This is a genomic window from Luteimonas terrae (genome assembly GCF_031457535.1).
GTDB lineage: Bacteria > Pseudomonadota > Gammaproteobacteria > Xanthomonadales > Xanthomonadaceae > Luteimonas > Luteimonas terrae_A.
Genome location: NZ_JAVDWO010000001.1, coordinates 15928 through 28629 on the forward strand (window position 1 = coordinate 15928; position 12702 = coordinate 28629).

A 12702-nucleotide genomic window follows, 5' to 3' on the forward strand; every position below is an offset into this window, starting at 1 on the left:
CCCCGGCGGAGATTGGGCCGCTACTTCCGCGCTTCGGCGCCCGGTTCCGCATCGTCGAGCCCGACATTGCTGCGCGCCGACTCGTAGATCTCACGGTCCAGCAGCCCGGTTTCGCGTGCGACGAGCACCGGCACCAGCATCTGCCCGGTGACGTTGGTCATCGTGCGCATCATGTCGAGGATGCGGTCGATCGCCAGCAAGAGGCCGAGACCTTCAAGGGGCAGGCCGGCCGCCGACAGCACCACCGTCGCCATGACCACCGCCGTACCCGGCACGCCGGCGGTGCCGAAGCTGCCGAGCACCGAGGCCAGCAGGATCGCCGCGTACTGGGCAAAGCTCAGTTCGATCCCGAAATACTGGGCGATGAAGACCGACGCGAGCGTGGGATAGATCGCGCCGCAGCCATCCATCTTGATCGTCGCACCCAGCGGCACAGCGAACGCGGCGTAATCGCGGTTGACGCCGAGGTTGTGGGTCACGCTGCGCAGCGCGACCGGCATCGACGCCAGACTCGACGAACTGACGAACGCGACCTGCATACCGGGCGCCGCGCCGCGGAAGAACTTCAGCGGGTTGAGTCCGTGCGCCAGCAGCAGACCGCCGTAGACGAAGACGATATGCACAGCGCAGGCGACATACAGCGCGATGACGAAGCTACCGAGTGGGAGCAGCTTCTCGAAACCGTAGGTGCCGACCAGCGCGGCGATCAGCCCGAAGGTGCCGATCGGCGTGATCTCCAGGACGAAGCGTGTGACCTGGATCATCGCGTCGGACGCCTGCCCGACCAGCGCGCGCAAGGCCGCGACGCGCTCACCGAGCTTGACCAGCGCGAAACCGAGTAGCCCGGCGAAGAAGATCACCTGCAGGATGTTGCCGTTCGACAACGCCGCGAACGGATTGGTCGGCACCACGTTGAGCAGCACCTCGACCGGCGTGGGTACTTCGCGCGGCGTGTAATCGGCTGCAGGCATCAGCGAGCCCGCTTCGATGCTCAGCCCTGGGTTGAAGGTGTAGGCGACGGCAAAGCCGATGCCGACCGCGAGCACAGCCGTGGCGGCGAACCAACCGAAGGTGCGGCCGCCGAGCGCGGCGATCGACTGCTGGCCGTGCAGGGCCGCGACCGCGTTGATCACCGCGAAGAACACCAGCGGCACCGCGATCATGCGGATCAGGTTGACGTACAGCGTGCCCAGCGGCTGCAGCCATGTGCCGGCCGCCGGCCCCATCAGCCAGCCGACCAGCGCGCCAAGCACGAATGCGCCCAGCACCCGTTGCCAGAACGGAATCCGGAACCACCAGGCCAGAGCATTCATTCGAGGAGTGTCCGCGACTTCAACAGGCGACGATACGTGACGTCATCCGTGATGGCGATGCCGGCACCGGGACGCCAGCGTCCCAGATCCGGAACGATGGGCTCGGTGTCATTGCACCGCGCGCGCAGCAATCGAGATGCCGCGACCGTTGCACCGCCGTGAAGCTGCAATGCGCCGTAGGCATAATCACGCGGCGTTTTTCACGGAATCCCCTGCCCCATGCGCTTTCTGACTGCAGGTTTCGCCTGCTCGCTGACCCTGCTCTGCGCCGCGTGCGCCTCCACTGGCCCCACAGCATCGGGCCAGATCCGCCCGATCGATGTACCGAGCGCCGCGACCCGCGCCGACGAAACCGCGCAGTGGTGGTACCGCAGCGGTGCCGCGCGCGCGGCCGGCAATGGCGCGATGGGCGGTCAGGCGAAGAACGTCATCGTGTTCCTCGGCGACGGCATGAGCCTGACCACGGTGGCCGCGGCGCGCATCCTCGAAGGCCAGCGCCTGGGCGGCAGCGGCGAGGAGCACGCGCTGAGCTGGGAACAGTTCCCGGCCACCGGCCTGTCGAAGACCTACAACACCGATTCGCAGACGCCAGACTCGGCCGGCACCATGACCGCGATCGCGGCCGGTGTGAAGTCGCACATGGGCGCGATCGGGGTGTCATCGGGCAACCGTTTCGACTGCGCCGACAGCCGGCAGCGTCACGTGCAGTCCTGGCTGCGCCTGGCGGACGACGCCGGTCTCGCCACCGGCGTGGTCACAACAGCGCGGCTCACCCATGCCACGCCGGCCGCGACCTACGCGCATTCGCCGGATCGCAACTGGGAAAACGACACCGATCTGCCCGAGGCGGCCCAGGCGGCGGGCTGCCGCGACATCGCCCAGCAGATTCTGGACTTCGCCCCCGGCAAAGGCCCGCGTGTGTTGTTCGGCGGCGGCCGCGGCGAGTTCCTGCCGGTGACCGAGCGCGATCCCGAACACACCGACAAGGTCGGCCAGCGCCTCGACGGCCGCAACCTCCCGGCCGAATGGCTGGCGGCCAATCCGGGCGGCGCCTACGTCTGGAACACTGCGCAGCTGCGCGCGGCGGCGGATGCCGACGCCGTACTCGGCCTGTTCGAGTACGACCACATGCAGTACGAACACGATCGCGACCAGGGCGACACCGGCGAACCGGACCTCGCCGAGATGACCCGCGTCGCGATCGAGCAGCTGTCGCGCGACGGCAAGGGCTACGTGCTGCTGGTCGAGAGCGGCCGCATCGACCACGCCAATCACGAGGGCAACGCCTTCCGCGCGCTCGACGAGACGGTTGCGATGTCGCGCGCCGTGCAGGCCGCCGCCGAGGCGACCTCGTCCGAGGACACGCTGATCCTCGTGACTGCCGACCATTCGCACACACTGAATTTCGTCGGCTACCCGACGCGTGGCAACCCGATCCTGGGCAAGGTGCGCGGCCGGGTCAGCGAGGACGACGACCCGAACGCCTATGCGCTCGACGCGACCGGCCTGCCCTACACGACGCTGTCCTACGCCAACGGCCCGGGCTACGCCGGCGCCAGCAACCAGCAGCCCGAAGGTCCGAAGACCCATCACCACCAGCCCAGCGGGTTCTCGCCCGCCAGCGGTCGCCCGAACCTGCGCGAAGTCGATACCGAGCACCCGGATTTCATGCAGGAAGCGCTGGTGCCGATGAAGAGCGAAACCCACGGCGGCGATGACGTCGGCATCTGGGCGCGCGGCCCCGGCAGCGAGGCGGTGCGCGGCACGGTCGAGCAGAACGTGATCTATCACCTGATCGTCCAGGCCACGCCCGCGCTGCGTGCGCAGCTGTGCGCCACCGGCCACTGCAACGCCGACGGCGTACCGGTGGACCTGCCGGTGATGACGCCGGTCGATGCACCGGCGCGCGCCGCCGACTGAGGCCGCCGCACACATCTGTAGGAGCGCGCTTGCGCGCGATGGCCTTTCCCACCAGAGCCACATCGCGCCCGAGGGCGCTCCTACAGGGAGCCATATCCGCGCCCCGCCCCGCAACGCAGGCAGCGCCTGGATCGCGCTGCAGCTGATCCGCAGCCGCGAACGGCTAGGAGCGCGCTCGCGCGCGATGGGCTTGCTCGGCAAAGCCCGATCGCGCCCAAGGGCGCTCCTACACCGGCCATACCCGCGTGCGCTCTCGCAACGCGGATGGTGCATCGCACGAAAGTACGACGCGCCCTGTCGCATCGCCGGGCTAAGCTGGCCGCATCCCCATTCGAAGCGGAGCGGCATCCATGAATCGACTCGACGGCAAGGTCTGCGTGGTCACCGGCGCGGCCAGCGGCATTGGCAAGCGCATCGCCGAGGTCTACGCCCAGGCAGGCGGCAAGGTCGTCATCGCCGATCTCAAACTCGACGCTGCCGAAGCGACCGCGACCGAGATCCGCAACGCCGGCGGCGACGCGCTGGCCGTGGCGATGGACGTCACCGATGAAGCCCAGGTGGTCGACGGCATCGCCAAGGCCGTCGCGCACTACGGACAGGTCGACGTGCTGGTGTCGAACGCCGGCATCCAGATCGTCAACAAGATCACCGATTTCAGCTACGCCGACTGGAAGAAGATGCTCGCCATCCATCTCGATGGCGCCTTCCTGACCACGCGCGAATGCCTGCGCGACATGGAGACACGCAAGACCGGCGGCGCGATCATCTATATGGGCTCGGTGCACTCGCACGCCGCATCCAAGCTCAAGGCGCCCTACGTCACCGCCAAGCACGGCCTGCTGGGTCTCGCCCGCACGGTCGCGAAAGAAGCCGCGGCCTACGGCGTACGCGCCAACGTGATCTGCCCGGGCTTCGTGCGCACGCCGCTGGTCGACAAGCAGATTCCCGAGCAGGCGAAGGAGTTGGGCATCAGCGAGGACGAGGTGATCCAGAACGTGATGCTCAAGGACACCGTCGACGGCGAATTCACCACCGTCGACGACGTGGCCAACGTCGCGCTGATGCTGGCGGCCTTCGAGACCAATGCGCTCACCGGCCAGAGCCTGGTGGTCAGCCACGGCTGGTACATGCAGTGAGCCAAGCCCGCACCGAGGCCGCCGTGCGCGAGCGGGTCGCGCGCTACCCCATGGTCGCGCTGGTGCTGCAGGGTGGCGGTGCGCTCGGCGCCTACCAGTGTGGCGTCTACGAGCGTCTGCACGCCGAAGGCATCGCCCCGAACTGGTTCGCGGGCATCTCGATCGGGGCCATCAACGCGGCGATCCTCGCCGGCAATGCCCCCGAGGACCGCATCGCGCAACTGCAGGCGTTCTGGAACGTCATCACCGAGCCCGCGGGGCCAGCCTCGCTGCCCGCATTGGCGATCCGCACCATGGTCGCCAGCCTGCCGGAACATCCCGCGCTGCTGTCGTGGGCGCGCGGCATGAGCGCGATGGGCGCGATGCTGCAGGGCCAGCGCGGCTTCTTCGAGGCACGGACGGTCTCGCCGCTACTGGTGCCCGGCGATGGCAGCGACGCCGCGACCAGCTTCTACGACACCGCTCCGTTGCGCGAGACGCTGCTGCGCTTCGTCGATTTCGACCGCATCAACCATGACCACGCGGTGCGCCTGACGGTCGGCGCGACCAATGTCATGCGTGGCAATTTCCGCTATTTCGACAGCGCGCGGGAAACGATCCGGGTCGAGCACATCCTCGCCTCCGGTGCGCTGCCGCCGGCGTTTCCCGCGGTCGAAATCGATGGCGAGCCGTACTGGGACGGCGGCATCGTGTCGAACACACCACTCGAGTACATCCTCGACTGCCATCCGCACGAGGACACGCTGGTGTTCCAGGTCGACCTGTGGAGCGCCCGCGGCCCGCGGCCGCGCTCGCTGCTCGACGTGCTGGAACGGGCCAAGGACATCCGCTTCTCCAGCCGCACCCGGCACGGCACCCAGATGGTCGAGACGGCGCAGAAACTGCGCACGTCACTGAAGGAGCTGATCGCGCACCTGCCCGACCGCAAGCTGCCGCCGCACCTGGAATCGGCGCTGGCGCCCTATCTCGACGACCGCGTGTTCAACGTCATCCATCTGATCTACCAGACCAAGTCCCATGAGCAGCAGAACAAGGATTACGCCTTCGGGCGCATATCGCTACGCGAGCACTGGGACACCGGGCTGCACGACATGGACCGCACCCTGCAGCATCCGCAGTGGTTCGACCTGCCCGACCGCGAGATCGGCATGGCGACACACGACGTGCACCGGGTGAAGCCTGCGGGCTGATGGACATGAAACGGCGCCACCCGTCGGCGTGTCGGGGCCCCGGTACGCTTCTTGCATTGCCCAACGCGCGGGCGTCAGGTGCCCGCACCCACCGGGCGCAGTGATGATTCGACTCTGGACACCTCGTAGAGCGTGGCGCTGCCTGCTGGCAGGGCTGCTGCTCGTGGCCGTGTCCGCCGCCGCGGCGGACGACGGGTCCGCGCAGGCGCCGCGGTTCCTGCTCGGCGGCGCCGCCACCCACGACGGCACGCCGATGCGGGCCTGCGATCCCGAGGCCCTGGCCGGCGTGCAGACTGTCGAAATCCCGGCGCCGGCCGGCGGCTGGCCGGGTGCGCCGCAGGCCATCAGTGTCTTCAACGTGTTCGCCGGCGAGGTCATGGTCGGGCTGGGCGACCGCGTGGTCTGCGGTCGGATGCACGACGCACGTACCCGCGATTCGCGCTTCCGCGCCGGCGTGGGCCTGGTCGTCGTGCCGCCCGCAGGCACCGATGATCCGGTGCGCGTGGCATGGCGTGCTCCCGTGCAGCCGCAGTGGATCCCGACCATCCGCATCGGTGGCCCCAGCCCCGTCCAGCAGGAAGACACGCTGCGCCTGGTGGTGCGCACGGCGTGTCTGGCGATCGCGCTGGCGCTGGCCTTCTCGGCGCTCATGGGCTACATCGGCGCGCGCGACCGCACCTTCCTGGCGCACGTTGCGATGTGCCTGGTGCTGTTGCTGTGGCAGGCCACGCTGAACGGGTTGAGCGGCTATCCGGTCCCCTGGCTTCCGGTGGGCGACCACGAAACTCGGTGGCAGGTCGCATTCACGGCCTTCGCCTTCGCCGCGCTGCAGTACGGCCTGTGGAGCCAGTCGGGCGTGGTCGGCCTGTGGCCGGCGCTGCGTCACGGCGCGCACTGGAGCGTACGCGGGTTCGTCATCGCCGGGCTGCTAGTGCCGCTGCTGCCGTACGCCGCGCTCGGGGCGGCGTGGTGGATCCTCGACCACGCGTCCCTGTTGCTGACGGTGGCGCTGACCCTGATTGCGGTGCTGTCGATCCGGCGCGGCGATCGCCGCGCCTTTGCCCTGATCGCCGCGGCCGCGCCGGTGATCATCCTCTTCATCCCGCCGATCGCCACCAGCCGGATCGTGGTCGAGTACCGGGTCGAGCTCATCCAACTGGTCGCCACCTGGTTCCTGATCGTGATGGCCTACACCCTGACCAACCGCTACGGGCAACTGCGCGCCCAGCGCGATGCGATGCGCCAGCTGGCGGACACGGATTCCCTAACCGGCCTGCCCAACCGTCGCGCCGGCCTCGCGCAGCTGGACCGCTGCTTCGCCGAGGCACGACGCACGGCCATGCCGCTGTCGCTGGGCTTTGTCGACATCGATCTGTTCAAGCGCATCAATGACACCCACGGCCACGACGTCGGCGATCGCGTGCTGGTGGCGGTAGCCGAGGCGCTGGCGACCGGCGTGCGGCGGCGCGACGACGTGGTGCGCATGGGCGGCGAGGAGTTCCTGGTGCTGCTGCCTGGGGTCGACGCGCAGCACGCACGTGAGCGGCTCGACGCCATGCGGCACCGGATCGCCGAGACCGCGGCCACGCTGGGCGTGCCCGAGCTGCAGCTCACCGCCAGCATCGGCGTCACCACGCTGCAGGCGGACGATGAACAAGCGGTGGCGCTACTGCGGCGCGCGGACGACGCCATGTACCGGGCCAAGCACGCCGGTCGGAACCGGGTGATGGCCGACCGCGACCCTGGCGTGATGCCACATGCCTGCCCGGACACGCTGTCCGCAGATTGACGCGGCGTATCGATCCGACGCGCCAAGCCATTCGCTCGTCCGCGCCTGCGCACCACGAAAGACACCTTCCGCCGGCGGAGATCGCACGGCCGACGCCCATCACAGGCGTGGGCCGCGTGCGACCTGGGGATAACCCCAGCTGCCTCGAAGAGCACGGCCCGATATTCTGCGCCTATCACTTCCCCCTGCAGAACGCGCATGAGCATCAATCCGACCACGTCGCATTCAACGTCGCATCTTCCCCCAGCTCCGACCGCCGAACCGCTGCGCCACACCGTGCGGCCGGCCGAGAGCCTGGTCCAGATCGCGAACCAGTACGGCGTCTCCACCCAGGATCTTCTGAAGGCCAATCCGCAGATCTCGAATCCGGACATGGTCTACCCCGATGACGCGCTGGTGATTCCCTCGCGCGTCACCGACAGCAGCAGCCAGGGCGTGTCGATCTCCAACACCGGCGGCATCAGCGCCAACCAGAGCACGCGTAGCGATGCGCGCACCACCTACACCAGCGACGCCGGCACCGTGCACCAGTCGACGACGTCGACCAGCGGCAACGTCAGCGTCAATCCGGATGCTGGCTCGGTCACCGCGTCTGGCGGCGTGGCGTTCAACGAATCGGTCAAGAGCGCGAATGGCTACGGCGTGAGCTTCGGCGGCGGCGCGAACGCGTCGATCAGCGGCAGCGTCAACACCGCCAACGGCGTGACCACGTACAAGGCCTCAAGCGATGTGTCGGTGTTCCTCAAGGGCGGCGTCAGCACACCTCAGGCCGGTCTCGAACTGGGCCGCACCGACGGCATCCGCGCGTCCTATCAGGTGGCGATGCCGGCCGACGCCGGCGTGGATCCATTGTCGGTCAACCCGTTCGACCCGCAGTCGATGCCGGTCGGCGCGACGGTCACGATGAATGGTTCGGACTACACCACCAACGAGTTCAAGGCGACGTTCCGCAACATCGCCACGCAGACCAAGGTGACCGACGAGACCGGCGTCAGCACGGTCGTCGCACGCACCGGCGAAGACACCGTGCGGGTGACCGCCGGGCCGACCGAGGCCGTGAAGGCCTACAACGGTGTCGGTGTGGAATTCGGCATCGGCAACATCATGCTCGGCCGCAACGACAGTCTGTCGGGCGCGACGCTGCGCACCGCCGAATTCGACCTGTCGAACGAGGCCGGCCAGGCCGCCTACAACGATTTCCTTGCAACCGGCACCCTGCCCGATGCGAACGGCGGCGGCGTGGCCAACGTCGCCACCGTCGAACGCCTCGACTACAGCTCACAGACCAATCTCAGCGCCAAGCTGGGTCCGGTGAACCTGTCGCTGGACGGCGCAAAGAACACCGGCAACATGGTGGTGACCACGCACGCCGACGGCAGCATCGAGCGCAGCGTCGATCTGCAGTATTCGGGCAACGTGCCGATGAACATCAGCCAGCGCTGGGATGCGGCCGGCAACGAGATTGCCGACGCCCGCGTCTACAGCTTCGACGTCCAGGTCGACGCCAACAACGTGCAGTTGCTCAACGCTGCGCTGAGCGGTGGCCTCGACGGCGCGCCTGTCGCCGAAGGTCAGACGGTGACGCTCGGCTTCAGCGAGACCCAGATGAACGCACTTGCCGGGCAGACCGCGGCCGCCGTCGACAACGGCGCGCACATGAGCCTGGGCAACCTGCTCGGCTACATGAACACCGACGGCAGCTATCCCACGCCGGCCGCCTGGGATTTCGCACTGTCGCTGGGCCGGAACCTGGGCAATAGCGACTACGGCCTGTCCGAACGGCTGTTCTCGATCTCCGATGGCAGCACAAATGGCGGCTTCGGCGACCGGAGCTTCACCCGCATCGATGCATCGGTGACGCCGCACGAGTGAGGATAGTGCGCCCGCCCCCGCCTGCGGGGGTGGGTTGGGTGGGGGCATTCTTGCGGATTGCAGGGATATCGGATCGGGAGGTTTCGACTCCCACTCGGCTCGCGCTTTCTCTGACGCCAGCCCCCTCCGCGCTTTGGCAATCGCGTTGCCTCGAGGCATTCGCCGGAACGGGCGCCCGTGGCTCCCAAGCTCCCCTCCTCATCCCGGAATGAGTGGCCAAAGCGCTAGCGCTTCCTGTTGGAATCGAAGCAGGTTTGGGCCGAGGGTCATCAAGCAACAAGACGACCGCGTCATCCCGGCGAAGGCCGGAGGCGCTTCTGAACAGCGTGCAGCGCTGGTCATCCAGCGCCTTGAGACGCAGAATCCGCCGCGAATGTCGTTCGCGCGAAAGCCGGCGCAACAGAAAAACGTCCGCTTCCGAGGTGACAGCCAAAGTCACGGGATCCCGGCCTTCGCCGGGATGACGATCCAGTTCATTGGATGACCAGGCGTTCCCCGTTCCCTGTTCCCCTCTGATCCCCAGGTCCGAACAGAGGGAGACCTTGAACCACCGGCAGATAGCGCCGACACTTCCGCGAATTGACCTCGGCGGGCGGCGCCCGCCTCGGTCGTCACGTACCGCGGGATGCACGCATGGATGCATTGCAAATTGGATTGCTCGTTGTCGGCCTGACCTTGCTGGTCATCGGCTATCGCCGCAACAACCGGAATCTTTTGCTGGGCGCGGCAGTTGTGCTGCTCGCGTGCGGCGCGATCCCCGAGTTCGTTGCCGGCTTCCACGCCGGCGTCAGCAGTAGCTGAGTCGTCGGCGCCGCCAGCGCCGCACTCAGAACGGCTTGGCCAATACCAGCCACACCACGCCGACCAGCAGCAGCACCGGAATCTCGTTGAACCAACGCAGCGCTTTTGTCGACGGCAGCGAGCAGCCCTTGTCGACGCCCTTGAGCCAGCGTCCGGCCATCACGTAGTGCACGATCAGCAGCAGCACCAGCCCCAGCTTCGCGTGCAGCCAGCCTGCGCCGCTGCCCATCGGTGCCATCGTCGGAAAATCGGTGATGAACGTGTAGCCCATCCACAGCACCACACCCAGCCCCAGCGCCAAGCCAAGCATCACGTGACCGAAGCGGTACAGGCGGCGGCCCATCAGCACCAGGCGCGCGCGCACGTCGACGGTCTCGCCGGCCTCGACGAGGTTGATGAGAATGCGCGGCAGATAGAACGCGGCGGCGACCCATGCCATCACGAAGACGAGGTGGAAAGTCTTGACCCACAGATAGGCTTGCATCGCGTTGGCTCCCTCGACTGAGGGGCAAGGATCGCACGCCCGCGCTTCGGTTTCGCATGCGGGGCATGGCCCGCGACGCTGTGTCGCAGCCGACGACACCACCTAGAATGCGCGTCCCCGCACAGCTCCGGCCCCTCGATGTCCAAGCAATACGACCGCGCCTATTTCGACCGCTGGTATCGCGCCGGCGACATCGGCGGACCCGCACGCCTGTCGCGCAAGGTCGCACTCGCGGTCGCAACGGCCGAATACCACCTCGAACGTCCGCTGCGCACCGTGCTCGACATCGGCGCAGGCGAAGGTGTCTGGCGCGCGCCGCTGCTCAAGCTGCGCCCGAAGGCGCAGTACCTCGGCTTCGATGCCAGCGACTACGCGGTATCGCGCTTCGGTCGCGCCCGCAATCTGCACCACGCGCGCTTCGCAGATTTCGAGATGCTGCGTCCGTGCCCGCCGGTCGACCTGCTGATCTGCAGCGATGTGCTGCACTACCTCGAGACCCGCGAACTGGACCGCGGCCTGCCCGGCCTGGCCGAACTCACCGGCGGTGTCGCGTTCCTCGAATGCTTCACGCGCGAGGACGGCGCCGAGGGCGACGACGACGGCTTCAAGCAGCGCCCCGCGCGCTTCTACCGTGAACGCTTCGCTGCCGCCGGCTTCCGCGCGCTCGGCTCGCACTGCTGGCTCTCGCCGCAGCTGGCAGACCACGCCACCGCGCTAGAAACCGCCTGACCACTGGCTTTCGCCGGCCTGAACCCCGCGCCCGCGCAGATCGGCGCAGCACAGGCGATGCGCTATGCTGCGCCGCAGCAACCCCACTGACCGGAATGCCGATGCTGTTCTACCAACTGCACGAGATGGGCCGCGCCTGGATGAAGCCGTGGACGCTGCTGGCCGATGCCAACGCAAAAGCGTTCGGCGCCGACAGCACCTGGCTGTCCAACCTGCCCGGCTCCGAGCAGCTCTCCGCTGCCAACGAGCTGCTGTACCGCATCGGCAAGGACTACGAGAAGCCGGCGTTCGACATCCACGCCGTCGACAACGACGACAACGAGCGCACCTATCCGGTCGTGCAGCTCGACGCGCTGGTCAAGCCGTTCTGCAAGCTGCTGCGCTTCAAGCGGTACACCGATGACCCGGCGCATCTCGAGGTCATCAAGGCCCAGCCGACGGTCCTCGTCGTCGCACCGCTGTCGGGCCACCATTCGACCCTGCTGCGCGACACCGTGCGCACGCTGCTGCGCGACCACAAGGTCTACGTGACCGACTGGATCGACGCGCGCATGGTGCCGGCGGAGGCCGGTGCGTTCTCGCTCGACGACTACATCGCCTACATAGAGGATTTCATCCGCCACATCGGCGCCGAGTCGCTGCATGTGGTCAGCGTCTGCCAGCCGACGGTGCCGGTGCTCGCGGCGGTGTCGCTGATGGCCGCGCGCGGCGAAGCCACGCCGCGTTCGCTGGTGATGATGGGCGGACCGATCGACACCCGCCAGTCGCCGACCGCGGTCAATAACCTCGCGACCGAGAAGCCGCACACCTGGTTCGAACAGAACGTGATCCACCCGGTGCCGATGAATTACCCCGGCCGCGGTCGTCTGGTGTATCCGGGCTTCCTGCAGCACATGGGCTTCATGGCGATGAATCCCGAGCGCCACCTGGAATCGCATTGGGATTTCTATCGCGATCTGGTCAAGGGCGACGACGACGACGCACAGTCGCACCGCCGTTTCTACGACGAGTACAACGCCGTGCTCGACATGCCGGCCGAGTACTACCTCGACACAATCCGCGTCGTGTTCCAGCAGCACCTGCTGCCGCGCGGCGAATGGGTCGTCTCGGGCGAGCGCGTGGATCCGTCGAAGATCACCGGCACCGCGCTGCTGACGATCGAGGGCGAGCTCGACGATATTTCCGGCGAAGGCCAGACCCGCGCCGCGCACACCCTGTGCACCGGCGTCTCCGAATCCCACCGCGCGCATCTCACCGTCGAGGGCGCCGGTCATTACGGCATCTTCAGCGGTCGACGCTGGCGTACCCAGGTGTATCCGCAGGTGCGTGCGTTCATCGCATCGCATGCGGAAGGCGCGCGCCCGGCGAAAGCGAAGCCCGCGGCGAAGACCGCGCGCAAGCGGGCGACGAAGCGCAAGACCCCCGCCGGCTGAATCCGCGCCATCTGCCGACACGACAAGGGCGCGTC

10 protein-coding genes are annotated in these 12702 nt (G+C 67.8%); 8 read left to right on the plus strand and 2 right to left on the minus strand.

The features are described 5' to 3' along the window. Positions 1 to 20: 20 nt before the first annotated feature. Positions 21 to 1313: a dicarboxylate/amino acid:cation symporter gene (locus J2W68_RS00075; RefSeq protein WP_310231375.1), complete on the minus strand. Its 1293-nt coding sequence runs from the start codon at positions 1311 to 1313 to the stop codon at positions 21 to 23. Between the two features lie 219 nt (positions 1314 to 1532). Between J2W68_RS00075 and J2W68_RS00080 the strand changes: the two genes are divergently transcribed. The 6 genes from J2W68_RS00080 to J2W68_RS00105 all read left to right on the plus strand — a co-directional run bounded on the left by J2W68_RS00080 (position 1533) and on the right by J2W68_RS00105 (position 10021). Further along, a complete protein-coding gene (locus tag J2W68_RS00080; protein WP_310231378.1) occupies positions 1533 to 3233 on the plus strand; it encodes an alkaline phosphatase in 1701 nt (566 codons plus the stop codon). Between the two features lie 350 nt (positions 3234 to 3583). Further along, positions 3584 to 4369 carry a 3-hydroxybutyrate dehydrogenase gene (locus tag J2W68_RS00085; RefSeq protein ID WP_310231380.1) on the plus strand — a complete coding sequence of 262 codons (786 nt, stop codon included), beginning with the start codon at positions 3584 to 3586 and terminating at the stop codon, positions 4367 to 4369. Then, a complete protein-coding gene (locus J2W68_RS00090; RefSeq protein ID WP_310231382.1) occupies positions 4366 to 5559 on the plus strand; it encodes a patatin-like phospholipase family protein in 1194 nt (397 codons plus the stop codon). Before J2W68_RS00085 ends, J2W68_RS00090 begins: the two co-directional genes overlap by 4 nt. A 103-nt stretch (positions 5560 to 5662) precedes the next feature. Next, on the plus strand, positions 5663 to 7348 hold the full coding sequence (locus tag J2W68_RS00095; protein WP_310231383.1) for a sensor domain-containing diguanylate cyclase: 1686 nt from the start codon (positions 5663 to 5665) through the stop codon (positions 7346 to 7348). Between the two features lie 198 nt (positions 7349 to 7546). After that, the gene (locus J2W68_RS00100) at positions 7547 to 9220 is read left to right on the plus strand and encodes a LysM peptidoglycan-binding domain-containing protein (RefSeq protein ID WP_310231384.1); all 1674 of its coding nucleotides are present in this window, start codon (positions 7547 to 7549) and stop codon (positions 9218 to 9220) included. 633 nt (positions 9221 to 9853) lie between these two features. Then, on the plus strand, positions 9854 to 10021 hold the full coding sequence (locus J2W68_RS00105; RefSeq protein WP_310231386.1) for a hypothetical protein: 168 nt from the start codon (positions 9854 to 9856) through the stop codon (positions 10019 to 10021). Positions 10022 to 10046: 25 nt separating this feature from the next. Here the strand turns inward: J2W68_RS00105 and J2W68_RS00110 are convergent, their stop codons facing one another. Further along, positions 10047 to 10505 (minus strand): CopD family protein, encoded by a 459-nt coding sequence (locus tag J2W68_RS00110; RefSeq protein ID WP_310231387.1) that lies wholly within the window; start codon positions 10503 to 10505, stop codon positions 10047 to 10049. 138 nt (positions 10506 to 10643) lie between these two features. Here J2W68_RS00110 and J2W68_RS00115 point away from each other — a divergent pair, with 138 nt between their 5' ends. Both J2W68_RS00115 and J2W68_RS00120 read left to right on the plus strand, forming a co-directional pair. Then, entirely contained in the window at positions 10644 to 11234 is a 591-nt protein-coding gene (locus J2W68_RS00115; protein WP_310231389.1) for a class I SAM-dependent DNA methyltransferase, read from the plus strand. Between the two features lie 95 nt (positions 11235 to 11329). Beyond that, entirely contained in the window at positions 11330 to 12667 is a 1338-nt protein-coding gene (locus J2W68_RS00120) for a polyhydroxyalkanoate depolymerase (RefSeq protein ID WP_310231392.1), read from the plus strand. The last annotated feature ends 35 nt before the right edge of the window (positions 12668 to 12702 follow it).

Excerpts from the sequence above, each read along its gene's own strand:
- J2W68_RS00075 (WP_310231375.1), bottom strand. The coding sequence starts at position 1,313 with ATGAATGCTCTGGCCTGGTGGTTCCGGATTCCGTTCTGGCAACGGGTG.
- J2W68_RS00080 (WP_310231378.1), top strand. The coding sequence starts at position 1,533 with ATGCGCTTTCTGACTGCAGGTTTCGCCTGCTCGCTGACCCTGCTCTGC.
- J2W68_RS00085 (WP_310231380.1), top strand. The coding sequence starts at position 3,584 with ATGAATCGACTCGACGGCAAGGTCTGCGTGGTCACCGGCGCGGCCAGC.
- J2W68_RS00095 (WP_310231383.1), top strand. The coding sequence starts at position 5,663 with ATGATTCGACTCTGGACACCTCGTAGAGCGTGGCGCTGCCTGCTGGCA.
- J2W68_RS00100 (WP_310231384.1), top strand. The coding sequence starts at position 7,547 with ATGAGCATCAATCCGACCACGTCGCATTCAACGTCGCATCTTCCCCCA.
- J2W68_RS00105 (WP_310231386.1), top strand. The coding sequence starts at position 9,854 with ATGGATGCATTGCAAATTGGATTGCTCGTTGTCGGCCTGACCTTGCTG.
- J2W68_RS00110 (WP_310231387.1), bottom strand. The coding sequence starts at position 10,505 with ATGCAAGCCTATCTGTGGGTCAAGACTTTCCACCTCGTCTTCGTGATG.
- J2W68_RS00115 (WP_310231389.1), top strand. The coding sequence starts at position 10,644 with ATGTCCAAGCAATACGACCGCGCCTATTTCGACCGCTGGTATCGCGCC.
- J2W68_RS00120 (WP_310231392.1), top strand. The coding sequence starts at position 11,330 with ATGCCGATGCTGTTCTACCAACTGCACGAGATGGGCCGCGCCTGGATG.